Genomic DNA, 22,847 nt, shown 5'->3' on the forward strand with positions numbered 1-22,847 from the left:
GCCTCAGGCCCGCGGCCGCGCCCCGGCCTCCTCCCGGACCTCGTTCTGGACTCCAGTCTCAACCTCGGCTTTAGCGTGAGACTTCACCCCGCCGGCCCCGGCCCCGGCCAGCGCCCGCGCCCCCGGGCGCCGGTCGCGGGTGGTGGCCGCCGCCGTCGCGCAGGCCACCAGCGCCAGCACCGCCGCCGCCAGCGGGAACCACCGCGTCCCCAGCACCGCGATCGCCGCCGACCCCGCCACGCCCCCCGCGGCCGTCCCCAGGTACAGCGCGCTGCTGTTCAGCGAGATCAGCAGCGGCGCGTTCGCCGCATCGAGCGAGGCCAGCCGGTGCGGCAGCGCCACCGACACCGCCCACCCCGCCAGCGGCACCACCACCGCGTACCCCAGCGCCCCCGGCATGCTGCGCCCCAGCCACGGCAGCGCGGCGAAGGCGCAGGCGGCGACGGCGGAGCCGGCCAGCAGCACGGCGCGCACCCCGGTGCGGTCGACCAGGCGCCCGCCCAGCCAGCTGCCGGCCACCGACATCACGCCGGTGGTGAGCAGGATCAGGCTGAGCCGGTCGGCGTCGCCGCCGGTGGCGCCGTGCACGGCGGTGGCGAGGTAGATGTAGACGCTCTGGAAGGCGAGGAAGAAGGCGAGGGTGGTGGCCGCGGCGCCCAGCACCCGGCGCTGCCCCAGCGGGGCCAGGCGGGCGCGCAGGGCGGGGGCGGCGGCGGGGGCGGGCAGGCCGCGCAGCAGGGCGGCGAGGCCGGCCAGCGCGGCCAGGCCCAGCGCGGTGACCAGCCACATGGTCGCCCGCCAGTCGGCGCGCCCGACCCAGGTGCCCAGCGGCACGCCCAGCGCGGTGGCCACCGTCATGCCGCCGAGCACGGTGGCCAGCGCCCGGCCGCGCCGTTCGGGGGCGACCAGGGTGGTGGCCACCGCGTTGGCGGTGGGGGTGTAGAGGGCGGCCCCGGCGGCGGCCAGCACCCGGGTGGCCAGCAGCAGCGGGTAGTTGGGGGCGAGGGCGCTGAGGGCGTTGGCGACGGTGAAGAAGGCGAGCGCGGTCAGCAGCAGGCGCCGGCGCGGCCAGCGGGCGGTGACGGCGGCCAGCGGCGGGGCCAGCAGCGCGTAGCCGAGCGCGAAGACGGTGACCAGCTGGCCGGCGGCGCCCACCGACACGCCCAGGTCGGCGGAGATCGGGCCGAGGATGCCGGCCACGACCATGGAGTCGGTGCCCATGGCGAAGGTGCCGAGGGCGAGCAGGAGCAGGCGTACGGGCACGGGAGGGCCCCCCGGGGTGACGGTCGGACGGGTCCGGCCGGATTGTTGGATGAGTATGCAACGGTTTGATGCTCGCCAAACAATCGGGGATTGGTGGATGATTGTCAAACCATCCCCGCCGAACGCCGAACGCCGAACGCCGAACGCCGACCGCCGATCACTGACCGCCGACCCGCCGCAGGACCCGAGGACCGGAGCCGAACCCATGACCGACGACGAGCGCCTGCCCCAGCCCGCCACCGCCGACATCGACCTCGTCACCGTCCTGCACGCCCTCGGCGACCCCGTCCGCATGCGCCTGCTGCTCAGCTACGCCGACGGCGCCGAACACTCCTGCGCCCCCCGCGACCTCGGCCTGGAGCACCTCCACAAGTCGACCGTCTCCCACCACATGCGCGTCCTGCGCGAGGCCGGCGTCACCACCACCCGCGTCGCCGGCCGCAACCGCTTCGTCCGCCTGCGCCGCACCGACCTCGACACCCGCTTCCCCGGCCTGCTCGACGCCCTCCTCACCTCCGCCCCGGCCCCCGTCCCCGCCGCGGCCCGCTAGGAGGAACGCCGATGCCGATCAAGGGCGTGCTCTTCGACGTCGACGACACCCTGTTCGACTACTCCGGCGCGGAACGCGCGGGCATCCTCGCCCACCTGCGCGACCTCGGCCTGCTGGAACGCTTCCCCACCCCGCAGGCCGCGCTCACCCTGTGGCACACCGTCATGGACGCCCAGTACGCCCGCTACCTCGCCGGGGAACTCACCTTCCGCGCCCAGCAGCTGGAACGCACCCGCCGCTTCCTCGCCCACCTCGGCCAGGACGGCGCCGACCACCTCACCGACGAGTGGGCCGGCGCCTGGTTCGCCGGCTACGCCGCCCACCGCGACGCCGCCCGCACCGCCTTCCCCGACGCCCTGCCCGCCCTCACCCGCCTCGCCCCCCACTACCGCCTCGGCGTCGTCTCCAACTCCGACACCGACCACCAGCGCCGCAAACTGGCCGACATCGGCCTGCTCGACCACCTCGGCGACGTCCTCGTCTGCTCCGAGCAGCACGGCGAACCCAAGCCCGCCGCCGGGATCTTCCACGCCGCCTGCGCCGCCCTGGGCCTGCCCCCGCACCAGGTCGCCCACGTCGGCGACAACTACGCCCTCGACGCCCAGGGGGCCCGCGACGCGGGCCTGCACGCCTACTGGCTCCACCGCGCCGGCGCCGCCACCGCCCCGGCCGCCCCGGTCGCCGAGGGCATCCACGTCCTGCACACCCTCGACGACCTGCCCCGCGCCCTCACCCCCTGACGCCGCCGGGCCGGGCCCGCGCGGGAAGCCGGCGGGGCCGACCTCCCGCCGCCACACCCGGCCCAACTCCCCACCGCAGGACCAGCGGTGGCACTAGGGTGGGAATATGGTTGCACCCTACACACAAGAAGTGGCCAGGCCCGACCAGGAGTTCGTCAGCGCCCCCGCCCTGATCCTCCGCTCCCTCACCGCCGCCCCCGACCGACGCGCCGTCACCACCGCCGACGGCACCGAGATCACCGCCGGCGACCTCGCGGCCACCGCCTACCGCCTCGCCCACGAGCTGATCGCCCGCGGCACCGGCCGCGGCACCACCGTCACCCTGCTCACCGGCAACACCGCCGAAGCCCTCGTCGCCCGCTACGCCGCCGGCCTGGCCGGCGCCCGGGTGGTCAACCTCTACGACGGCATGAGCGCCCCCGTCCTGGCCGAGATCACCGCCAGCGTCGACACCACCCTGCTGCTCGTGGACGCCGAACGGTACGCCGACGCCCCCGCCCTGCTGTCGCTGCTCGACGGACCGGGCCGCCCCACCGTCCTCACCCTGGGCCCCGGGCCGAAGGACCCCGCCGCCGAGGCCATCGGCGAGGACGTCATCGCCGCCTCGGCCCACCACCCCGCCGAGGACCCCGGCGTCCCCGTCGGCCCCGACGACCACCTCGGCATCCGCCACACCGGCGGCACCACCGGCATCCCCAAGGGCATCCTCAGCCTCCACGGCCCCTACCGCCGCGCCTTCGACGGCCCCCTCGCCGACCCCCGCCCCGACGCCGTGCCACCGCGCTTCCTCGCCGCCACCTCCCTGGCCCACCTCGCCGGCGTCTACAGCGACGTGGTCCTCCACCACGGCGGCTCCGTCGTCCTCCAGCGCTCCTTCGACCCCGGCCACGTCCTCGCCGCGATCGAACGCGAACGCATCACCGACCTGTGGGTGCTGCCCCCGTTGCTCTACCGGCTGCTCGACCACCCGGCCGTCGCCCGCACCGACCTGTCCAGCCTGCAGCGGATCGCCTACGGCGGCTGCGCCTCCTCCTCGGCCCGCATCCGCGAGGCGATCGAGGTGTTCGGGCCGGTCCTGGTCAGCGGCTACGGCATGTCCGAGGCGCAGAACATCGCCGTCCTCGCCCCGGAGGAGCACGACCGCGTCGGCCACGGCGGCCAGATCTCGGTGGGCCGCCCCCTGCCGGGCGTCGAGGTGGCGATCCGCGACGCCGACGGCACCGAGCTGCCCGTCGGCGAGCAGGGCCAGGTGCACGTGCGCTCCGCCTCCCTCATGGCCGGGTACTGGAAGCGCCCCGACCTCACCGCCCAGGTGCTGCGCGACGGCTGGCTGGACACCGGCGACATCGGCTACCTCGACGCCGACGGCTACCTCTACCTCGCCGACCGCCTCAAGGACCTGATCATCGTCGTCGGCGGCCACGTCTACCCCACCGAGGTCGAGGAACTGCTCCTCACCCACCCGGACGTCGCCCAGTGCGCCGTCTACGGCGTCCGCGACGAACAGCAGGCCGAACACGTCCACGCCGCCGTCGTCCCCGCCCCGGGCCGGCACCCGCGACTGGAGGAGATCCGCGCCTTCGTCACCGCCGCCAAGGGCCGCATCTACGCCCCCGAGGCGCTCCACCTGGTGGACGCCATCGCGCTGACCCCGGTCGGCAAGCCCGACAAGAAGCGCCTGCGCGAGACCCTCCCGCACTGAGCCCCTCCCGCACTGAGCCCCGCCCGGACGGGCGGCCGGTGGAGCCGGCCGCCCGCTGCGGCAAGTCCCTTTCCGGGAGCGGGAGTCCGACCCCGGCGAAGGGGGACGGGATGCGCCACGGGCGGCTCGACGGGCGCGAGCGGCGCCGAAGCGGCGGCACGCCCTGAACTCCCGTGCCCGCCCGCCCGGTCAGCTCCGGGTGAAGGCCACGACGTCGGCCAGCGGCGGGTCGTAGCCGTCGCCGGTGTCCACCCACAGCGACGGCACGGGCAGGGCGAGCGGGGTGAAGTCGTCCAGCAGGTTGCCCGCCCCGGGCGGGGCGGCCAGCAGCCGGGCGTCGGCGTGGGCGGCGCGGTGCGGGTCGGCGGCCAGCCGGGCGGCGATCCGGCGCCGGGCCAGGGCCGGGTCCACCCGGCAGTGCACCACCCGCACCTGGGTGCGCCCGGCCAGCGGCGCCAGGCCCGGGCGCCAGAGCCGGTCCTGGTAGGCGGCCTCGGCGACCGCGCTCACCCCGGCGCCCACCAGCACCCCCAGGACGCCGAAGAAGGCGTCGCGCACCACCTCGTCGGGGGCCTCGGCGCGGGTGCCCGCGTGCAGCAGGCCCTGCTTGACCTCGTCGCGGCTGACCAGCGGACAGCCGACGGCCAGGGCCAGCGCCCGCGCCAGCGTCGTCTTGCCGCTGCCCGGCCCGCCGCCCACCACGATCAGCACCGCCGCACCCTCCCGTCCCGGGCGCCGACACCGCGGCCCCTGTCGGGACGTTGTACCCGAAACCCCCACCGCCCGGGGCTCGTTGGACCCCTGAGAAGGACCAGACGGCCCGAACGGCGCAGCGCCGCCCGGGCCCGGACGGAGGGGAAGAACCCATGACCGACACCGACACGGGCACCGTGACCCGCAGCGGCAGCCCGGACTCCGCGGTCGACCGGGTGGCCGACTTCTACGGCGCCTACATCGACGCCGTCGCCGACGGCACCGACGACCTGTCGGAGCGCCTGCGCGCCCACTACCTCACCGAGGACCTGCGCCAGCGGCTGGCGGCCTGGGAGGAGGCCAACCACGCCGACGGCGTGCTGCGCGCCCAGGACGTGCCGACCGCCTGGGAGGTGCGCTACCACGACTCGGGCGCCGGGCACCTGTTCACCACGGTGACGCTGACCTGGGGCAGCGGCCCGGACGCCGGGCACACCGTGCTGGCGGTGCAGAGCGACCTGGCCACCAAGCTGATCTCGGACATCGAGGACGCCCCGGCCGGCTCGTGAGGGTCCCCGGGCGCCCGGCCGTTCACCCCAGGGCGGCGGCCAGGCGCTCGGGCAGGGTCTCATAGGGGAGGCAGTCGAGTACGGGCAGGCCGTGGGCGCGGGCCCGGTCGGCGAGCCAGGCGGAGTAGCGGGCGCTGACGGCGGCGCGGGCGCTCTGGGGGCCGGCCCCGGGTTCGCGCTCGGCGTAGTTGGCGTCGATGCGGGCCGGGTCGGCCTCGTGGAGGAACACCGCGCGCACCCGCCGGCCCAGCGCGGCGGCCTCGGCGCGGGCGCGGGCGGCGGCCTCGGGGGTGAGGTAGTCGCCCTCGACGACGGCGGGCACGTCCACGCTCAGGCGGTTGCGCACGACGCCGAGCAGGGCCTCGTCCAGGGCGTGGGCGGTGGCGATCTGCAGTTCCACGACGCGGTCGGTGCCCAGGTCCCGTTCCGGGTCGGGGCGGGCGGCGAAGTGGTGCAGGTCGGGGTGGCTGCCGGGGGTGGTGATGGCCTGGAGGGCGGCGACGACGTCGTCGAACTCGACGGTGAACGCGCCGTGCTGCGCGGCCAGGTGGGCGGCGGCGCGGCTCTTGCCGAGGCCGGAGGCGCCGCCGATCAGCAGGACATCCCAGGAGCGGTGGTCGGTGTGCATGCGTTCACCCTACGGGCGGGCGGGGGCAGTTCGGGGGGTGCTTCGGGGGAGTGGGCCGGCTGCGGCGCGGTGCGGTGCGGGTCAGCCCGTGTACAGCTGGACGGTCTTGACGGCGACCAGGGCGACGGCGAGCAGCAGGTAGCCGCGCAGGGTGAGCAGTCCGGCCTTGCGCAGGGCGGAGAACTGCGGGCGGGGCAGGGTGTCCAGGGCGGGGGTGCGCCAGTGGGTGCGGTCGTGTTCGAGGTGGGCCCGGCGCTGGGTGCGGGTGAGCGGGGAGCCGTCGGGGTGCTGGACCTGCATCAGCCAGGTCTCGCCGGTGGGGCCGGGGGCGGGCTTGGTGTGGCGGGTGACGAAGGCCTCGATGCGGGCGCTCTGTTCGGTGTACTGGGTGTGCAGGATGATCAGGACGCCGCCGACCAGGCCGATCAGGGCGCCGGCGGCGAAGCCGAGGGCGAGCTGGGCGGTGGTGAGGCCGGGGTGGAAGGTCTCGGCGGTCAGGGTCAGGGAGAGCAGGACGAGGACCCAGACGATGACGCCGGCGGTGACGTTCTGGCGGGTGGTGTTGACCCAGGGGCCGAGCACCGGGCGGTCGTTGCACAGCAGGAGCAGGAAGACGGTGGCGGAGGGCAGCAGGACGCCGGCCAGGGCCTGGACGCCCTGGGTGATCAGGCCCTGGAGGTGGTCGTCGGCGAGCAGGCAGACGGCGGCGCCCAGGGCGATCAGGACGGCGTAGCCGGCGTAGAACAGGGGGGCCTGGCGGGGGCGCCAGTGCAGGGAGTGGCGCCGGCCGAAGGTGTCGCCGAGGGTGTAGGTGGTGGCCAGGCCGACGGCGTTGGCGCCGATCAGGGAGGCGTCGAGCAGGGCGAGGGCGAACAGGGTGCCCAGGGTGTGGCCGCCGTGGCGGGTGAGGGCCTCGGCGACGCCCTGGGCGTCGGTGAAGGCGCCGGCGGCGTCGGTGCCCTCGAAGGCGAAGGCGGCGGTGGCCATGACGGCGACGGCGCCGCCGGTGACCACGGCGATGCCGATGCGCAGGTCGGCGCGGGCGTAGCGGATCCAGCGCGGGGTGATGCGCTTGTCGACGACGTTGGACTGCTGGAAGAACAGCTGCCAGGGGGCGACGGTGGTGCCGACGATGGCGACGATGACCAGCAGCAGGGTGGAGTTCAGCCCGCCGGGGAACTGGGGCAGCAGGCCGGCGGCGCTCTCGTCGGCGCGGGGGCGGGCGAGCAGGGCCATCGGCAGCACGACCGCGTTGAGGGCGATCAGCGCGAACAGGAACCGCTCCCAGCGCCGGAACGAGCCGCCGGCCACCACGGCGAGCAGGAGCACGGCGGACAGCGGCACCGAGACGGTCCTGGGCACGCCGAAGTGGTCCAGGGCCTGGGAGACGCCGATGAACTCGGTGACCAGGGTGAGGGCGTTGACCAGGAAGAGGTCGGCGACGCTGAACATGCCCCAGAACCGGCCGAAGCGCTGGAAGATCAGCCGGGCGTGGCCGACGCCGGTGACCGCGCCCAGGCGGATCACCATCTCCTGGTTGACGTAGAGCACGGGCACCAGCAGGGCCAGCGTCCACAGCAGCTTCATCCCGTAGTTCTGGCCGGCCTGGGCGTAGGTGGCCACGCCGCCGGCGTCGTTGTCGCCGACCATCACGATCAGGCCCGGGCCCATCACGACCAGCAGGGCCTTCAGGCGCTGGCGGCGGGTGCGGGGCTCGGCGGGGTCGTCCCGGCGGATGGTGCCGAGGGCGCCGACGATGTCGCCGAGGTGGGCGCTGTCCGCGACCGCGCCCTGCGGGGTCGCGCCGGGCCGGGCGGGGGCGGGGGCCGGCGGCGGGGCGGTGGGGTGGAAGGCCATGGCGCCTCTCCTCGGTGGCGGGCAGGCCGAGGACACGCCGCTGCCGGGGGCAGGGCGCAGGGCGCGGGGCGGGCGTGTCCGGCCCGGCCGGTCGGGCGGTCGGGTGCTGGGGTGCGGGCGGCTCCCGGTGGGGCGGCGGGGCCGCCCCGGGGCCGTCGGGCAGCGCCAGTATGCCCCTGATCGACGGTGACCTGTCAATTCGTCAACGGAGCACGTCCGGCTCGTCCACGGCACGTGAACGGCTCATCAACTCGGGCCGGGAAAAGGCGGGTTGGGGGCGGGCGCGCTCAGGCGCGGGGTGCGGTCAGGGCCGGTCGCGGGCGGCGCGGCGCAGGGCCCAGGGCAGGACGAACCACAGCGTGGCGAAGATCAGCGCGATGACGGCGGTGATCGCGACGGCCGCCGCGGTGCCGAGCACGACGTCCAGCACCAGCAGCACCGCGCCGCTCAGCGCACAGGCGAGCAGCAGCAGCCCGTACTGGGCGATGCGGGCGGACACGTGGACGATGCGGGCCTTGCCGGGGTGGCGGTACAGCCCGCGGTGCAGGGCCACCGGGGTGGCGAACACGGCGGCGGCCACCACGGTCAGCAGCAGGGTGGTGACGTAGATGTCCTGCTGGGCGTCGGACAGTTCCGCGAAGCGCGGGGTGAAGGCCACACCGAGCAGGAACGCGAAGACGATCTGCACGCCGGTCTGCAGCACCCGCAGCTCCTGCAGCAGCTCCACCAGGCGCCGGTCGGCCCGCACCGCCGGGTTCTCCCAGCCCTGCGGCAGCGGCGCGGGCCCGGGGTCGGGCGCGGGCGCGGGCTCGTCGGCGTGGTCGGGCGGGGGAGGGGGGCTGCTGTCCATGGGTCACATTGTGGCGGCGCGGCGGTGGTGGTCGAGGATCGTGCGGTGGCGCACGTCGACCTCCTGCCACTCGACGGGCTCGCTCTTGAAGGCGCGCAGGCCGGGCAGGGTGACGGGGCGGCCGGTCGCGCGGTGGGCCAGGAGCTGGCGGCGCGGGCCGCCCTTGCCGTCGCGCTCGCGCATCGTGACCTCGGTGATCTCCGCCCAGGGCAGGAAGCGGCGCCGGTAGGGGGTGCGCAGGTGCAGGCCGCGCCCGGACAGCTCGGTGGAGCCGTACAGGTCCTGCGGGACGGTGCACAGCACCGGGGGCAGCCAGATCGCGGAGAGGAACGCCGCCAGCTGCCAGGAGGCCAGCCAGGGCAGGCCGCACAGCAGCACGGTCATGACCGCGACGGGGACCTCGGTGCGGCGGCGCTGGGCGCGGCTGAGCGTGAATCTTCGGGTTTCCACCGGGTGATGGTAGGGGGCCGGGTGCGGGCCGTCAGCGGGGGAGGGGGCGGTCCCCTTCCCCGGCGTCGTCCCCGGCCCCGGCGCCGTCGAGGCGGTGCTGCCAGGTGGTGAGCAGGGACTGCAGGGCGGCGGCCTCGGCGGGCTCCAGGTGGGCGAGCAGGCGGTGCTCGTTGCGCATGTGGGCGGTGAACGCCTCGTCGATCAGGCGCAGTCCGGCCCCGGTGAGGGCGACCACCCGGGCGCGCCGGTCGCCCTCGGCGGTGCGGCGGGTGGCCAGGCCCGCGCGCTCCAGGCGGTCGATCCGCTTGGTCATCGCGCCGGTGGTGACCATGGTGTGCGCGGCCAGTTCGCCCGGGGCCCGCTCGTACGGGGCGCCGGCCCGGCGCAGCGCGGCCAGCACGTCGAACTCGCCCTCGCCCAGGCCGTAGTGCCGGTAGACGGCGGCGAGTTCGGCGCTCAGGCGGTCGGCGAGGCGGTGCAGGCGCCCGATCACGGCCTGCGGGGAGACGTCGAGGTCGGGGCGTTCGCGCCGCCACTCGGCCTGGATCGCCTCCACCCGGTCCCCGGGTGCCGGGTGGGCGCCCGGCCGGGCGTGCTCGGTGTGCTCCATGGGACCACTCTACCCCGGACAGCTTCCCGGGAAGCTATATTGTCTTCCATGGAAGCCAATGTGCGGTGGGTGCTGCTGACCGCCCTCGCCCCGCTCGCCTGGGGCGCCAACTACTACGTCACCCACGCCTACCTGCCCGCCGACCGCCCGCTGTGGGGCGCCGCCCTGCGCGCCCTGCCGGCGGCGCTGCTGCTGCTCGCCCTCGCCCGCCGCCGCCCGCACGGCCCCTGGTGGTGGCGCAGCGCGCTGCTCGGACTGCTCAACACCGCCGCGTTCTTCGTCCTGCTCTACCTGGCCTCCCAGCTGCTGCCCACCAGCACCGCCGCCACCGTCATGGCCGCCTCCCCGCTGGCCATGCTGCTCGCCGCCCGGGTGCTGGCCGGCCAGCACCCCCACCCCGCCCACCTGGCGGGCGCGCTGGCCGGACTGGCCGGGGTGGCGCTGGCCGTGCTCGGCGGCACCGGCACGCCCGGCTGGGCCGGACTGGCCGCCTCGACGGGCGCGATGCTGGTCTCCTCCGTCGGCTACGTGCTCTCCGTCCGCTGGCGCGAGGGCGCCGACCCGCTGGCCGCCACCGCCTGGCAGCTGGGCGCCGGCGCCCTGGTACTGCTGCCGCTGGCCGCCGCCGTCGAAGGAGCGCCCCCGCCGCTGGACACCCCCACCCTGCTCGCCTTCGGCTACACCGCCCTGGTGGCCACCGCCCTGGCCTTCGCCTGCTGGTTCGCCGGGCTGCGCCACCTGCCGGCCGGCACGGTCGGCCTGCTCGGACTGCTCAACCCGCTGGCCGGGGTGCTGCTGGGCGCCGCCCTGGGCGGGGAGGAACTGGGGGTGCGGCAGGCGGCGGGGCTGGCGCTGGTCGGCGCCGGGATCCTGCTCGGCCGGCCCCGCGACCGGCCTGCTCAGCCGGCCGATGCGGTGGCCGAGGGCTTGCCCGGGCGGCGGGTGCCGTGATCGGATGAGCGCCGCATCGCGTGCCGGTGGCGGACCGCGCCAGGCATGGAGGTGCACCACCGAAGGGACCCGCCCACCCGTGGCCTCCCCCGTCACCGGCCGTACGGCCGCCCTCAGTCTCCAGCTCTCCCAGGCACACCGCGAACTGCGCCGCCGCCTGGCCAACGTCCGCACCGCACTGGGCCGGAGCCACCTCCCCGACGACGCGCTGCTCACCCACTGCCTCGCCTTCTGCACCGCCCTGACCAGCCATCACCAGGGCGAGGACGAAGGCCTGTTCGCCGCCCTGGTACGGGAACGCCCCGACCTCGCCCCCACCGTCGCCAAGCTCGTCGAGGACCACGGCCTCATCACCGGCATCCTCACCCGGGTCCGCGAACTCACCGACGAGGCCGCCACCCTGCCGCACGCGGACCTGGCGGCGATCGGCCGCGAACTCGACGGCCTGGCCGCCGTCATGGAGTCCCACTTCCGCTACGAGGAACGCGCCATCGGCGCCGCCCTGGACGCCGGCGTCCCGGACGCGGACACCTGGCAGGAACCGGTGCTGCGCTTCCGCGCACCGAAGGCGCCGTAAAACCCCTGGCCCCGCCGGGTCCGGTCTCCCTACACTCGCCACGCGGCCCCGCCCCGAGGCGCGGCCCGCCGAGAACCGTACCGAGCGAGCAGACGACGAGAGGGGGCGCAGCGGCCATGCCGAAGCACAGTGCCGCCGCCCCCTCTCCCGCCTCGCGGTACGAGGTGATCCTGGTGTCCTCGCTCTTCCGGTGCCCGCTGCGCGGCCGGCACCGGAGCAGCGCCGCCACCGCCTGAACCCGCCCGCCCCCTCTGCCGGGGGCCCCGCGCGGACAGCGATCTGACGGATCGTCGGAATCCCGCGTCGCGGCACTGCACCCAATCGCGCGCCCACCCGAAGACAACCGCCTCGAAAGGCACCCGGGCCATGCGCACCCACACCACCACCACTGCCGTCACCGGTATCGCCGCCGTCCGCAACCTGGGCATCCTCGCCCACGTCGACGCCGGCAAGACCACCGTCACCGAGCGGATCCTCTACCTGACCGGCGCCACCCACAAGCGCGGCGAAGTCCACGACGGCACCACCGTCACCGACTTCGACCCCCAGGAACGCGACCGCGGCATCACCATCTTCGCCGCCGCCGTCAGCTGCACCTGGGCCGGACACCGGATCAACCTCATCGACACCCCCGGCCACGTCGACTTCGCCGACGAGGTCGAACGCTCCCTGCGCGTCCTGGACGGCGCCGTCGCCGTGTTCGACGCCGTCGCTGGCGTCGAGCCGCAGAGCGAGTCGGTGTGGCGCCAGGCCGACCACCACGGCGTGCCCCGGATCGCCTTCGTCAACAAACTCGACCGCGCCGGCGCCGACCTGGACGCCGCCGTCGCCTCCATCCGCGAGCGCCTGCATCCGCGCCCGCTCGCCGTCCACCTGCCCATCGGCGCCGAGGACGCCTTCACCGGCGTCGTCGACCTCGTCCACCGGCGCGCCCTGACCTGGTCCGACGACGGCACCCTCACCGAGGGCCCCGTCCCCGACCACCTCGCCGCCGAGACGGCCGCCCGCCGCCGCACCCTGGAGGAAACCGTGGCCGAACTCGACCCCCGGGCCCTGGAGGAGTTCTGCACCCACGCCACCCTCACCCCCGCCACCCTCACCGCCGCCCTGCGCGAACTCACCCGCACCGGCGAGGCGGTGGTGGTGCTGGCCGGCGCCGCCTACCGCAACCGCGGCATCGAACCCCTGCTGGACGCCGCCGTCGCCTACCTGCCCTCACCCCTGGAGACCCCGACCTCGGCCGGCGAGCAGACCCGGCACCGCGCCGACCCCCAACTGCCCCTCACAGCCCTGGCGTTCAAGGTCACCGCGGCCCCCACCGGCCGCCTCACCTACCTGCGCCTGTACACCGGCACCCTGCGCAAGGGCGACACCGTCCTCGACGCCGCCACCGGCCGCACCGAGCGCATCGCCCGCATCCTGCGCGTCCAGGCCGACCGCCACACCGAGACCGACCACGCCCTGGCCGGCGACATCGTCGCCGTCATCGGCCCCAGGACCGCCCGCGCCGGCACCACCCTGTGCGACCCCGACCACCCGATCCGACTGGAGGCACCCGTGAGCGCCGAACCCGTCGTCACCGTCGCCGTCGAGGCCCGCCGCACCGCCGACACCGGCAAACTCGCCGCCGCCCTCGCCAAGTTGACCGAGGAGGACCCCTCGCTGCGCCTGGCCACCGACCCCGAGACCGGCCAGCGCACCCTGTCCGGACTGGGCGAACTCCACCTGGAGGTCGCGGTGGAGAGGGTGCGCCGCGACGCCGGCGTCGAGGCCGTCGTCGGCGCGCCGCAGGTCGCGCTGCGCGAGGCCCTGGTCGAGGGCGTCACCGGCTTCACCTACCGGCACGCCAAACAGGACGGCGGCGCGGGCCAGTTCGCCCACATCGTGTTCGACCTGGCACCCCTCGCCGACGCCCCCGCGGGGGAGGGGTTCGTGTTCGCCTCCACCGTCACCGGCGGCCGGGTGCCACGCGAGTACGTCCAGGCCGTGGAGGCCGGCTGCCGCGACGCCCTCGCCGAGGGCCCGCTCGGCGGCCACCCGGTCACCGGCCTCGCCGTCACCCTCACCGACGGCCTCACCCACCCCAAGGACTCCTCCGAACTCGCCTTCCGCACCGCCGCCCGCCTGGGCCTGCGCGAGGCGCTGCGCGCGGCCCGGCTGCACCTGCTGGAACCGCTCGCGGAGGTGACCGTGACCGTCCCCGAGGACGCGCTCGGCGCCGTCCTGGGCGACCTCGCCGCCCGCCGCGGCCAGATCCAGGGCACCGGTGGCGGCGACGGCGGGGGCGGCGGGGCCCGGGTGAGCGCACTGGTGCCGCTGGCCGAACTCTTCGGCTACGCGGGCCGCCTGCGCTCGCGCACCCAGGGCCGCGGCACCTTCACCACCCGCCCGGCCGGCTACGCCCCGGCTCCCGCGCCGGGGCGCTGACGCGATGGCCCGGCCCTCCCCTCCCCGGCGGGGGAGGGCCGGGCCACCGCGGCGCGGTCACAGCGCCCCGGCCTCGGCCGCCGCCCACGCCGAGGGGTACAGCGGGCGCCAGCCGAGGTCCCGGCGGGCGGCCGCGGTTGACATCTGGCCCTCCCACGGGTCGAAGTCCGCCTGCTCCGAAGTGCCGGGGTGGACAAGGCCGTTGAGTGCGTGCAGGTCCCAGGCCGTCAGCGGGGCGTCGTCCGACACGTTGTAGGTGCGGCCCTCGACGCCCGGGGTCACCGCCGCCCGCCACAGTGCCTGCGCCACGTCCGCGTGGTGCACCACCGCCAGGCGCTGGTGGGCCGGCCAGGACGCCGCCCACCGCAGCGACTGCGCCAGATGCGGATCGCCCTCCCCGTACACGAACGCCAACCGGGCCACCACCAGCGGCAGTTCACCGTCCAGTTCGCGCAGCCCCGCCTCCGCCTCGGCCTTGGAGCGCGCGTACACGCCCCACGCGGGGTGCGGCGCCGGCCGGTCCCCCTCCACGGCGGGGCGGCCCAGCCCCCGCCCGTACACCAGGTTGGTGCTGGTGTGCACGAACCGGGCCACCCCGGCCTTCGCCGCCGCGCGCCCCAGCGCCACCGCCGCGTCCCGGTTCACCGCCCACGCCTGCCCGTCCGGCACCCCGCGCAGCGCCGCCGCCACGTTCAGCACCACCTCGGCGCCGTCCAACGCCCGCGCCCGGTCGGCGGGTTCGCACACGTCGCCGACCATCACCTCCACCCCGGCCAGGTCCAGGTCCAGCCGCCGCGCCTTCGCCGCGTCCCGCACCAGCACCCGCACCGAACGGCCCTCGGCCCCGGCCCACCGCGCCAGCCGCGGCACCAGCCGCCGGCCCACCGAACCGGTCGCGCCCGTCACCAGAATGCTCGCCATCGTCCCGTCCCCTTCGAGGAGTTGCTCTCTCCGACGGGCACCAGCCTGCCCGGGGCCGGGTGGTGGCGGCAGAGACCCGCCTAACCAGGGATCGCCGGTCCCTGGCTGGGGGGCCGGGACCCTCACGGCGGGGGCTGCGCGATGACCCGCTCGCCCTCACCCTCCGGTTCCTCGAAGTGCTCCAGGTAGCGGTCGAGCAGCGCCCGGTCCACGGTGACGGCGTTGGCGCCGTCCTCGTTGTTGCGCCGCTCCAGACGGCGGTCCAGGGTCGCGCGGTCGGCCTTGAGGTGGACCAACTCCCAGCGGCAGCCGTGACGTTCGACCAGCTCCTTGTAGTCCTCGCGGGCGGCCCGGCTCCAGAAGCTGTAGTCCACCACCACGTCGCGCCCGGCCAGCATCAGGTCGACCAGCTCCCGCCGCTGCTCGCGCCGGACCTCCTCCTTGAGCCGGTCGAACTCCTCGGCCGCCAGCACCCGGCCGGCGTCGCGCCCCCCGAGCCGCCGCCAGACCACCTCGTCGATGGAGAGCCGGACGTAACCGCGCCGCACCAGCCCCAGCGCGTACGTGGTCTTGCCCGCCCCCGGCAGGCCGCACATCAGCACCACGGTGCCGAACTGTCCTGTCATCGTCCCAGGTTAGACCGGCCGCACCCGTCCGGTCCGGCCCGCGAGGTCCGGCCCCGGTCGGCTTCGCGCGCTCGCGCTGGAACCCCGCGGCCCCCGCAGGCCCCGCGGGCCCCTCGTGTGAGGTCATCTAGGCTGGCGCGGTGACTGATGAGCAGCAGCGGGAACAGCCGTCGGGAGTGTGGGCCACGGCCGTGGGGGTGGCCAGGGTGCGGGCGCTGGAGACCGAGCGCGAGGACGCGCTGTTCCGCGACCCGCTCGCCCGGGCCTTCGCCGCCGCCGGCGGACTGTGGCCCTCCTCGCCGCCGCCCGGCGACGAGGCCGCGCACCGGCGCCGGCTGGCCGTGTCGTTCTCCATCGTCATCAGGACGAAGTTCCTCGACGACCTGCTGGAACAGGCCTGCGCCTCCGGGGTGCGGCAGGTCGTGCTGCTCGGCGCCGGCATGGACAGCCGGGCCTACCGGCTGGACTGGCCCGAGGGCACCCGGTTGTTCGAGGTCGACACCGCCGTGCCACTGGACTTCAAGGACTCGGTGCTGCGCCAGGAACAGGCCGTCGCCCGCTGCGAGCGGACCACCGTCGCGGTGGACCTGCGGGAGGACTGGCCGGCCGCGCTGGCCGCCGCCGGGCACGACCCGACGGCGCCGACCGCGTGGATCGCCGAGGGCCTGCTGATCTACCTGCCCCAGGACGCGGTGGAACTGCTGCTGACCCGGATCGGCGCCCAGTCGGCGCCGGGCAGCCGGATGGGCCTGACACTGGGCTCGCGCGGCGTCCTGGAACGCTTCGCCGCGGACGCCGTGCCGGGATCGGCCGCGTCGATGTGGGTCTCGGAGATGCCCGACGACCCGGTCCACTGGCTGGCCGGGCACGGCTGGGAGGCCACCGCCCACACCCTGCGCGACCGCGCCGCCGCCTACGGCCGCCCCATCACCACCCCGCCGCAGCGCGAGGAAGGGCCCGGCGGCCTGATCTCGGCCCTGCGCCGCTAGCGCCCGGCCGAACTCCGGGGCCCGGCCGAACTCCGGGGCCCGCCCGGCCCCGGGGCCGGACGGGCCGGCACCTGATCGGCCGAGGCCGTCGACGAGCTCGGCGCCGTACTGGCGGGATGAGCTTCGGGGCGGGGTCCGGCGAGAACGACGGGAGCGGCGTGGCGCTCGGGGAGAGGTTGCTGCGTGCGGCGGAGGGCCTCGGGGTGGTGCTGCCCGAGCCGGAGGAGCAGTGGAGCGGCATCGCCGTGTACGTCGACGCGGGGCTCGACCGGCGGGTGAGGGTGCGTGCGGCCGACGAGCAGCGTGGGACCTTCTGGGTGTACCTCCAGAGCAAGGGCCTGCGCCTGGCCGGCGGGCGGACCGCCGATCCGGCCGAGGTGGTCAGGGCGGTCAGGGCCTGGACCGGTGGAGCGGGGCTTGCCGAGACCAGGGACCAGGCCCCGTGCGTCGGGTTCCGCCCTTGGGCCCTCGCGCACGAGCGGGAGCCGCTCGGTGCCGTCGAGTTGGAGTGGTGCTGCAGGCTCGACGGCATCCACATGCCGCCGATGAACCGGTTCCCGCGCGTGCACGCACTGCTGGCGGCGGCGTACGCCCAGCCGGTGCTCCGCCAACTGATGCCGGTGACCAGCCACTTCAACCTCTGGTTCTCCACCGGTACCCCGGCGCGGTGGGATACGACACGGGTCGGGTCCATGATCTGGCCGCACGACGAGGGGTTCTACGGGGTGCGGAACCGGAGCGAGTCGCTCGCGCGCTTCGAGACGCCGGAGGAGGCCGTCGCCTTCGTGGTGGCCGCCCTGCCGGAGGGGATCGGGCCGGCGCTCTGATCGCGGGGACACCGCCCGGCACCCGGCACGCTACTCCCCGGGCGCGGGTGCTGCGGTGCGGGGGCGGCCCAGCAGGTGGATGGCGAGGGCGGTCAGCAGTGCCGCCCCGAAGGCGTACACCGGCAGCCACAGGGTGGTCGTGGAGGCCAGGCAGTCGTTGACGGCGTGCCGGCTCTGGTCGCTCTGCGCGTACGCCAGTGCGGTGCCGGCCCGGTCGGTGAGCGGGCCGAGGGCGGCCTGTGCCTTCACGGTCGCGTAGTCACCCAGGCGGGCGCACTCGGTGCGGGTGCCCGGCATCGGGAACAGCCAGGCCCAGCGCTGCATCGCGGGGGCCAGGACCAGGGCCGCGCACAGGCCGACGACCAGCGAGTAGGCGGCCAGGCTGCGCAGGTGGCCGGAGCCCGCGCCGGGCGTGCGCACCGGCGGGGCCGCGAAGGAGAAGACCACGGCGAGCAGCGTCAGACCGAGGTAGGTGGAGAACCACTGCCAGGAGCCCGAGGCGAGCGCGGCCGCCAGCACACCGGCGAGCGCGGTGCCCAGTACCCCGGCCTGGCCGACGGGGGCGGTGCGGCCCGGGCTGCTCGGGCGGGTGGCGTCGTCCATGGTCGTCTCTCCTGCCTGCGTCCGGGCGCACCAGTGTCCGGCGGCGGTGCCGGGCGGGCACCGGCGCCATGCCGGTCGCCGCGCCGCCTCGCCCGGTTGGCGGCCGGGCGGACGCCGCCGAGCCGGGCGGTCGCCCGCACCTCCGGTGGCCCTCACGCGCAGGAAGTCGACCTGCCCGACTTCCTGCGCGCCCCCTCCGCATCCGGCTTGCCGGGGCCGCACCGCTCTCGGCTCCCGCCGGCGCCGTAGCGCCCGTGGCCGCCGTGCGCAGGAAGTCGGCCCGTCCGACTTCCTGCGCGGTGCCCCCGTCGCGCGTCCCGGTCCGCCGGGGCTGCACCGCCGGTCGGTGGCCGGTTCGTGTCCCAGGCCCTGGGCCGCGCGCAGGGTCCGCGGCGGCCCGCAGGGTCAGGCGGCGCGCAGGAGCAGGTGGCCGCGGCGGAAGCGTTCGCCCTCGCCGGGCTCGCGCAGCATCCGGGCGACCTCGGCGAGACCGGCCTCGCCCGCGAGGGCGGCCAGCGCCTCCAGGGGCCAGCGGTAGGCGGGGGCCACCTTGTGGTCGAAGACGGTCACCGGCTCGCCCCCGGACTCGAAGAAGCCCAGCAGCGCGTACCCGCCCGGGGCCAGCACCCGGCGGAACTCGGCCAGGTAGGAGGGCAGTTGCTCCGGCGGGGTGTGGATCAGCGAGTACCAGGACACCACGCCGCCCAGCGTCCCGTCGCCCGCCGCCAGGGCGGCCATCGAGCCGACCTCGAAGCGCAGCCGCGGATGGCTGCGGCGGGCGATGTCGACCAGGGCGGGGGAGAGGTCGAGGCCGAAGGCCTCCAGTCCCGCCTCGTGCAGGGCCGCCGTCAGGTAGCCGGGCCCGCAGCCCAGGTCGGCGACCGGGGCGGGGCCGGCGTCCCGGACCAGGTCGGCGAACGCGGCGACGAAGGCGCGGTCCAGCGGCAGGCGGGCCAGGCCGTCCCGGACCAGGTCGGCGTAGCGCACGGCCACGGCGTCGTAGGCGTCGGCGGTGGCGGCGGGGTAGGACACGGGGGATGACGGGGTATCGGACACGGGCCACGACCCTAGCCCCCGGACCCGTGCGCGGTAACCCGGGCGCGGTAACCCGGGGCCGGTAACCCGGGACCGGTACTCCCTGGCTACCGCGCCCCGGCCCGCGCCATGCTGGACACATGATCGACCGTGACGCCCTCGCCGACTTCCTCGGCCGCGCCCGCGCCCGCCTGACGCCCGCCGACGTCGGCCTGCCCCCCGGCACCCGCCGCCGCACCCCCGGGCTGCGCCGCGAGGAGGTCGCGCAGCTGGCGGGCCTGTCGGTGGACTACTACGCCCGGCTGGAGCAGCGGCGCGGCCCGCAGCCCTCCCCGCAGCTGCTGGCGGCGCTGGCGCGGACGCTGCGGCTGAGCGAGGACGAGCGGGACCACCTGTTCCACCTGGCCGGGCACGAGCCGCCGCGCCGCCACGGCCCGCTCTCCCACGTGCGCCCGGGGCTGCTGCTGATCCTGGACCGCCTGCACGACACGCCCGCGCAGGTGGTCTCCGACCTGGGGGACGTGCTGGCGCAGAACGCGATGGGCGCGGCCGTGTTCGGGGACGCCGGCGGGCCGGGGCCGGGGCGGCGCAACCTGCTGCTGCGCTGGTTCGCCGAGCCGGCCGGCCGCGCGCTGTTCCCGCCCGAGGACCACGAGGCGCTGGCCCGCGCCCACGTGGCGGGCCTGCGGGCCGCGCACGCCGCCCGCCCCGGGGACCGGCGCGCCGCCGAGCTGCTGGCCGAACTCCTGGCCACCGGCGAGGAGTTCGCCGCCTACTGGGAGCGCCACGAGGTGGCGCTGCGGCGCAGCGGGCGCAAGCGGGTGCTGCACCCGGTAGTGGGGGAGCTGGAGCTGGAGTGCGAGGTGCTGGCCGCGGGCGGGCAGGACCAGCTGCTGCTGGTGCACACCGCCGCCGCGGGCAGCGAGACCGCGTCCCGGCTGGAGCTGCTGCGGGTGGTGGGGGCCGGGGTGTGACGCCCGGCTGCGCCGCGGCGGCTGCGGCGGGTCGGGGCCCGCTGCCCGTAGGCTGGGCGGCGCCGCGGGCACACGAACCGTCACCAAAGCGACACCGCGGCGTCTCGACAGGCCGATACATCGACAGAAACGGGCAGGCACGGGCATGCAGTTCGACGACCAGGGCGACCTCGACACCTCGCAGGTGGACGACCGCCGCGGCATCCCGGGCGGGAAGGTCGCGATCGGCGGCGGGGCCGTGGGCCTGCTCGCGGTGCTGTTCGCGGTCATCCTCGGGGTCGACCCGCAGCTGCTGGGCCTGTCCTCCGGCGGCGGCACCTCGTCCTCCTCCACCACGCGCACCGACAGCGAGGTGCAGCAGTCCTGCAAGAAGGGCGCGGACGCCAACAAGCGCCAGGACTGCCGGATCACGGCCGTCACCAACAGCGTCCAGGAGTTCTGGAGCGCCGAGCTGCCGCGCCGTACGAAGACGGCCTACAAGCCGGCCCAGACGGTGCTGTTCACCGGCCGGGTCTCCACCGCCTGCGGCCCGGCGACCTCCGCGGTCGGCCCGTTCTACTGCCCCGGCGACCAGAAGGCCTACTTCGACCTCGGCTTCTTCGACGAGCTGTCCAGCCGCTTCGGCGCCAAGGGCGGCCCGTTCGCCGAGTCCTACGTCGTCGCCCACGAGTACGGCCACCACATCCAGAACCTGCTGGGCACCATGCAGAAGGTCGGCGGTGACCGCCAGGGCGCCTCCAGCGCCTCGGTGCGCCTGGAGCTGCAGGCCGACTGCTACGCCGGGGTGTGGGCCCACCACGCGACCACCACTCCGCAGGCCTCCACCGGCCGCCCGCTGATCGCGGCCCTGACCGACCAGGACATCGCCCAGGGCCTGGACGCGGCCGCTGCCGTCGGCGACGACCGGATCCAGAAGCAGGCCACCGGGAGGATCAACCCGGAGGCGTGGACGCACGGTTCCGCCGACCAGCGCAAGGCCTGGTTCACCACCGGCTACCGCACCGGCGACATGACCCAGTGCGACACCTTCTCCGGGAAGATCTAGTCCTTCGAGCGCTTGACCAACCCCTTGCACGCCCGGGCCGCGAACGGCCCGGGCGTTCACCATTTCCGCACCAGAGGCCGCCCCCGGCCCCGCCGCGGGCCTCCGGAGCGCACCGATCACCCCGTTTCCCGTACCTATCGGATGATCTGCCGGACCTTCACGTCTCTCCCATCAGATGATCACCCGACCGCCCGGGTCCGGACCCCTGGCGTACGGAGCGGTCCACTCCAATTCCTTCGCACACCCCCGGAGCCGCACCCGCCCGAACCGCCCCCGCCGCCCCCGCTGCGAAAGGCCGCCCCGCCATGACCCGTCCCGCCGACCGCCCCTCGCCCGACCGGCTGCTGCGCGAGGCCGCCGCCCGCCTGGACCGGCGCCGCTTCCTCACCGTCACCTCGGCCGCCGCCGCCCTGGCCTTCTCCGTCAACCTGCCCTCCGCGCACGCCGCCGACCCCGAGTTCGCCCCGCGCCTGATCACCGACAACCCGTTCACCCTCGGCGTGGCCTCCGGCGACCCGCTGCCCGACGCCGTCGTGCTGTGGACCCGCCTGGCCCCGCGCCCGCTGGAACCCGGCTCCGGCCTGCCGGCGGCCGGCTCGGTCCGGGTGGGCTGGGAGATCGCCCACGACGAACGCTTCCGCCGCACCGCCCGCCGCGGCTCCACCCGCGCCCACGCCGAGTTCGACTACGCCGTCCACGTCGACGTCGACGGCCTGGATGCGGCCCGCGGCTACTACTACCGCTTCACCGTCGGCGCCTGGACCAGCCCCGTCGGCCGCACCCGCACCGCCCCCGCCCGCACCGCCCGCCCCGAGCGCACCCGCTTCGCCGTCGTCTCCTGCCAGGCCTACGAGGACGGCTACTTCACCGCCTACCGCCACCTCGCCGACGAGGACCTCGACGCCGTCTTCCACGTCGGCGACTACATCTACGAGTACGGCATCGACGCCGCCGGCGGCGACCGCAAGTACACCGACCGCACCCTGCCCGCCGCCCTCGACCACGAGACCACCACCCTGGCCGACTACCGGCTGCGCTACTCCCTCTACAAGAACGACCCCGACCTCCAGGCCGCCCACGCCGCCCACCCCTGGTACGTCACCTGGGACGACCACGAGGTGGAGAACAACTACGCCGCCGGCATCCCGGAGAAGAACCAGGACCCGGCCCCCTTCGTCGCCCGCCGCGCCGCCGCCTACCGCGCGTACTGGGAGAACCAGCCGCTGCGCCCGCCCCGGCCGCGCGGCACCGACCTCACCCTCTACCGCCGCGTCCACTGCGGGCAGTTGGCGCAGTTCGACATCCTCGACACCCGCCAGTACCGCGACGACCAGGCCAACGGCGACGGCTGGCAGTACCCCACCCCCGAGTCCGAGGACCCCCGGCGCACCCTGATGGGCGCCACCCAGGAACGCTGGTTCGCCGAAGGGCTGCGCCGCTCCCGGGCGACCTGGAACGTGGTGCCCCAGCAGGTCGTCTTCTCCCGCCGCAAGAACACCACCGCCGCCCGCTCCAAGCTGTCCATGGACGCCTGGGACGGCTACCCGGCCGCCCGCGAACGCTTCCTCGCCGACGTCGACCGCTCCGGGGTGAAGAACCTGGTGCTGCTCACCGGCGACGTGCACGTGGCCTACGCGATGGACGTCAAGCGGGACTTCGACGACCCCGCCTCGCGCACGGTCGGCGTGGAGTTCGTCGGCACCTCGATCAGCAGCGACGGCGACGGGGAGGAGAAGCCCGCCAACTGGGCCGCCCTGACCGCCGCCAACCCGCACCTGAAGTTCTACGACGGCCGCCGCGGCTACACCGCGCTGACGATGGACCGCCGGCAGGTACGGGCCGACCACCGGGTCATCTCCCACATCACCCGCCCCGGCGGCACCGTCTCCACCGCCGCGTCCTTCGTCACCGAGGCCGGCAACCCGGGCCTGCACCCCGCCTGAACACCCCCAACGCCCGT

23 protein-coding genes are annotated in these 22,847 nt (G+C 75.7%); 12 read left to right on the forward strand and 11 right to left on the reverse strand.

Annotated features, from left to right (window positions below; genetic code table 11):
• Positions 1-3: 3 nt before the first annotated feature.
• Positions 4-1,263 carry an MFS transporter gene (locus ACIP4P_RS37705; RefSeq protein WP_400926724.1) on the reverse strand — a complete coding sequence of 420 codons (1,260 nt, stop codon included), beginning with the start codon at positions 1,261-1,263 and terminating at the stop codon, positions 4-6.
• Positions 1,264-1,468: 205 nt separating this feature from the next.
• Between ACIP4P_RS37705 and ACIP4P_RS37710 the strand changes: the two genes are divergently transcribed.
• From ACIP4P_RS37710 to ACIP4P_RS37720, 3 genes are all read left to right on the forward strand, one after another.
• Positions 1,469-1,813 (forward strand): transcriptional regulator, encoded by a 345-nt coding sequence (locus ACIP4P_RS37710; RefSeq protein WP_350517484.1) that lies wholly within the window; start codon positions 1,469-1,471, stop codon positions 1,811-1,813.
• Positions 1,814-1,824: 11 nt separating this feature from the next.
• Positions 1,825-2,553: an HAD family hydrolase gene (locus ACIP4P_RS37715; protein WP_400926727.1), complete on the forward strand. Its 729-nt coding sequence runs from the start codon at positions 1,825-1,827 to the stop codon at positions 2,551-2,553.
• A gap of 106 nt (positions 2,554-2,659) precedes the next feature.
• Positions 2,660-4,255: an AMP-binding protein gene (locus ACIP4P_RS37720; RefSeq protein WP_400926730.1), complete on the forward strand. Its 1,596-nt coding sequence runs from the start codon at positions 2,660-2,662 to the stop codon at positions 4,253-4,255.
• 189 nt (positions 4,256-4,444) lie between these two features.
• On the opposite strand, the gene ACIP4P_RS37725 is transcribed toward ACIP4P_RS37720, so the two are convergent.
• Entirely contained in the window at positions 4,445-4,966 is a 522-nt protein-coding gene (locus ACIP4P_RS37725; protein WP_400926733.1) for an AAA family ATPase, read from the reverse strand.
• A 155-nt stretch (positions 4,967-5,121) separates the two neighbouring features.
• Between ACIP4P_RS37725 and ACIP4P_RS37730 the strand changes: the two genes are divergently transcribed.
• Complete coding sequence (locus ACIP4P_RS37730; RefSeq protein WP_400926736.1) at positions 5,122-5,517, forward strand: hypothetical protein; 396 nt, start codon at positions 5,122-5,124, stop codon at positions 5,515-5,517.
• Between the two features lie 22 nt (positions 5,518-5,539).
• On the opposite strand, the gene ACIP4P_RS37735 is transcribed toward ACIP4P_RS37730, so the two are convergent.
• From ACIP4P_RS37735 to ACIP4P_RS37755, 5 genes are all read right to left on the reverse strand, one after another.
• Complete coding sequence (locus ACIP4P_RS37735) at positions 5,540-6,145, reverse strand: AAA family ATPase (protein WP_400926739.1); 606 nt, start codon at positions 6,143-6,145, stop codon at positions 5,540-5,542.
• A gap of 81 nt (positions 6,146-6,226) precedes the next feature.
• Positions 6,227-8,002 carry an Nramp family divalent metal transporter gene (locus tag ACIP4P_RS37740; RefSeq protein WP_400926742.1) on the reverse strand — a complete coding sequence of 592 codons (1,776 nt, stop codon included), beginning with the start codon at positions 8,000-8,002 and terminating at the stop codon, positions 6,227-6,229.
• Positions 8,003-8,306: 304 nt separating this feature from the next.
• Positions 8,307-8,852 carry a DUF6328 family protein gene (locus tag ACIP4P_RS37745; RefSeq protein WP_400926745.1) on the reverse strand — a complete coding sequence of 182 codons (546 nt, stop codon included), beginning with the start codon at positions 8,850-8,852 and terminating at the stop codon, positions 8,307-8,309.
• A 3-nt stretch (positions 8,853-8,855) separates the two neighbouring features.
• Complete coding sequence (locus tag ACIP4P_RS37750) at positions 8,856-9,302, reverse strand: PH domain-containing protein (protein ID WP_400926748.1); 447 nt, start codon at positions 9,300-9,302, stop codon at positions 8,856-8,858.
• Positions 9,303-9,333: 31 nt separating this feature from the next.
• Positions 9,334-9,912 (reverse strand): MarR family winged helix-turn-helix transcriptional regulator, encoded by a 579-nt coding sequence (locus tag ACIP4P_RS37755; RefSeq protein ID WP_400926751.1) that lies wholly within the window; start codon positions 9,910-9,912, stop codon positions 9,334-9,336.
• A gap of 48 nt (positions 9,913-9,960) precedes the next feature.
• Here ACIP4P_RS37755 and ACIP4P_RS37760 point away from each other — a divergent pair, with 48 nt between their 5' ends.
• The 3 genes from ACIP4P_RS37760 (at position 9,961) to fusA (ending at position 13,867) form a co-directional block, all read left to right on the forward strand.
• Positions 9,961-10,863 carry a DMT family transporter gene (locus ACIP4P_RS37760; RefSeq protein WP_400926754.1) on the forward strand — a complete coding sequence of 301 codons (903 nt, stop codon included), beginning with the start codon at positions 9,961-9,963 and terminating at the stop codon, positions 10,861-10,863.
• Positions 10,864-10,942: 79 nt separating this feature from the next.
• A complete protein-coding gene (locus tag ACIP4P_RS37765; RefSeq protein ID WP_400926757.1) occupies positions 10,943-11,440 on the forward strand; it encodes a hemerythrin domain-containing protein in 498 nt (165 codons plus the stop codon).
• Between the two features lie 366 nt (positions 11,441-11,806).
• Positions 11,807-13,867, forward strand: a complete 2,061-nt coding sequence (gene fusA / locus ACIP4P_RS37770) for an elongation factor G (protein WP_400926760.1) — start codon at positions 11,807-11,809, stop codon at positions 13,865-13,867.
• 57 nt (positions 13,868-13,924) lie between these two features.
• Here the strand turns inward: fusA and ACIP4P_RS37775 are convergent, their stop codons facing one another.
• Together ACIP4P_RS37775 and ACIP4P_RS37780 are read right to left on the reverse strand one after the other, a co-directional pair.
• On the reverse strand, positions 13,925-14,788 hold the full coding sequence (locus ACIP4P_RS37775; protein ID WP_400926763.1) for an NAD-dependent epimerase/dehydratase family protein: 864 nt from the start codon (positions 14,786-14,788) through the stop codon (positions 13,925-13,927).
• Between the two features lie 122 nt (positions 14,789-14,910).
• Complete coding sequence (locus tag ACIP4P_RS37780) at positions 14,911-15,414, reverse strand: AAA family ATPase (RefSeq protein ID WP_400926766.1); 504 nt, start codon at positions 15,412-15,414, stop codon at positions 14,911-14,913.
• A gap of 140 nt (positions 15,415-15,554) precedes the next feature.
• Between ACIP4P_RS37780 and ACIP4P_RS37785 the strand changes: the two genes are divergently transcribed.
• Positions 15,555-16,403 (forward strand): class I SAM-dependent methyltransferase, encoded by an 849-nt coding sequence (locus ACIP4P_RS37785; RefSeq protein WP_400926769.1) that lies wholly within the window; start codon positions 15,555-15,557, stop codon positions 16,401-16,403.
• A gap of 116 nt (positions 16,404-16,519) precedes the next feature.
• Positions 16,520-17,230 (forward strand): DUF6193 family natural product biosynthesis protein, encoded by a 711-nt coding sequence (locus tag ACIP4P_RS37790; protein ID WP_400926772.1) that lies wholly within the window; start codon positions 16,520-16,522, stop codon positions 17,228-17,230.
• Between the two features lie 30 nt (positions 17,231-17,260).
• On the opposite strand, the gene ACIP4P_RS37795 is transcribed toward ACIP4P_RS37790, so the two are convergent.
• Together ACIP4P_RS37795 and ACIP4P_RS37800 are read right to left on the reverse strand one after the other, a co-directional pair.
• Positions 17,261-17,833, reverse strand: coding sequence for a hypothetical protein (locus ACIP4P_RS37795; protein WP_400926775.1), 573 nt, complete (start codon positions 17,831-17,833; stop codon positions 17,261-17,263).
• Positions 17,834-18,238: 405 nt separating this feature from the next.
• Positions 18,239-18,865, reverse strand: a complete 627-nt coding sequence (locus ACIP4P_RS37800) for a class I SAM-dependent methyltransferase (RefSeq protein WP_400926778.1) — start codon at positions 18,863-18,865, stop codon at positions 18,239-18,241.
• A gap of 146 nt (positions 18,866-19,011) precedes the next feature.
• On the opposite strand from ACIP4P_RS37800, the gene ACIP4P_RS37805 reads away from it, so the two are divergent.
• From ACIP4P_RS37805 to ACIP4P_RS37815, 3 genes are all read left to right on the forward strand, one after another.
• Positions 19,012-19,842 carry a helix-turn-helix transcriptional regulator gene (locus ACIP4P_RS37805; protein WP_400926916.1) on the forward strand — a complete coding sequence of 277 codons (831 nt, stop codon included), beginning with the start codon at positions 19,012-19,014 and terminating at the stop codon, positions 19,840-19,842.
• A 145-nt stretch (positions 19,843-19,987) separates the two neighbouring features.
• Positions 19,988-20,887 (forward strand): neutral zinc metallopeptidase, encoded by a 900-nt coding sequence (locus tag ACIP4P_RS37810; protein ID WP_400926782.1) that lies wholly within the window; start codon positions 19,988-19,990, stop codon positions 20,885-20,887.
• 305 nt (positions 20,888-21,192) lie between these two features.
• Complete coding sequence (locus tag ACIP4P_RS37815; protein WP_400926785.1) at positions 21,193-22,830, forward strand: alkaline phosphatase D family protein; 1,638 nt, start codon at positions 21,193-21,195, stop codon at positions 22,828-22,830.
• Positions 22,831-22,847 lie beyond the last annotated feature (17 nt).

Origin of the sequence: Kitasatospora sp. NPDC089509, from assembly GCF_044749365.1 — a bacterium.
Classification (GTDB): Bacteria; Actinomycetota; Actinomycetes; order Streptomycetales; family Streptomycetaceae; genus Kitasatospora.

Excerpts from the sequence above, each read along its gene's own strand:
- ACIP4P_RS37720 (WP_400926730.1), top strand. The coding sequence starts at position 2,660 with ATGGTTGCACCCTACACACAAGAAGTGGCCAGGCCCGACCAGGAGTTC.
- ACIP4P_RS37780 (WP_400926766.1), bottom strand. The coding sequence starts at position 15,414 with ATGACAGGACAGTTCGGCACCGTGGTGCTGATGTGCGGCCTGCCGGGG.
- ACIP4P_RS37710 (WP_350517484.1), top strand. The coding sequence starts at position 1,469 with ATGACCGACGACGAGCGCCTGCCCCAGCCCGCCACCGCCGACATCGAC.
- ACIP4P_RS37730 (WP_400926736.1), top strand. The coding sequence starts at position 5,122 with ATGACCGACACCGACACGGGCACCGTGACCCGCAGCGGCAGCCCGGAC.
- ACIP4P_RS37755 (WP_400926751.1), bottom strand. The coding sequence starts at position 9,912 with ATGGAGCACACCGAGCACGCCCGGCCGGGCGCCCACCCGGCACCCGGG.
- ACIP4P_RS37795 (WP_400926775.1), bottom strand. The coding sequence starts at position 17,833 with ATGGACGACGCCACCCGCCCGAGCAGCCCGGGCCGCACCGCCCCCGTC.
- ACIP4P_RS37775 (WP_400926763.1), bottom strand. The coding sequence starts at position 14,788 with ATGGCGAGCATTCTGGTGACGGGCGCGACCGGTTCGGTGGGCCGGCGG.
- ACIP4P_RS37790 (WP_400926772.1), top strand. The coding sequence starts at position 16,520 with ATGAGCTTCGGGGCGGGGTCCGGCGAGAACGACGGGAGCGGCGTGGCG.
- ACIP4P_RS37815 (WP_400926785.1), top strand. The coding sequence starts at position 21,193 with ATGACCCGTCCCGCCGACCGCCCCTCGCCCGACCGGCTGCTGCGCGAG.
- ACIP4P_RS37745 (WP_400926745.1), bottom strand. The coding sequence starts at position 8,852 with ATGGACAGCAGCCCCCCTCCCCCGCCCGACCACGCCGACGAGCCCGCG.
- ACIP4P_RS37715 (WP_400926727.1), top strand. The coding sequence starts at position 1,825 with ATGCCGATCAAGGGCGTGCTCTTCGACGTCGACGACACCCTGTTCGAC.
- ACIP4P_RS37810 (WP_400926782.1), top strand. The coding sequence starts at position 19,988 with ATGCAGTTCGACGACCAGGGCGACCTCGACACCTCGCAGGTGGACGAC.
- fusA (WP_400926760.1), top strand. The coding sequence starts at position 11,807 with ATGCGCACCCACACCACCACCACTGCCGTCACCGGTATCGCCGCCGTC.
- ACIP4P_RS37740 (WP_400926742.1), bottom strand. The coding sequence starts at position 8,002 with ATGGCCTTCCACCCCACCGCCCCGCCGCCGGCCCCCGCCCCCGCCCGG.
- ACIP4P_RS37735 (WP_400926739.1), bottom strand. The coding sequence starts at position 6,145 with ATGCACACCGACCACCGCTCCTGGGATGTCCTGCTGATCGGCGGCGCC.
- ACIP4P_RS37760 (WP_400926754.1), top strand. The coding sequence starts at position 9,961 with ATGGAAGCCAATGTGCGGTGGGTGCTGCTGACCGCCCTCGCCCCGCTC.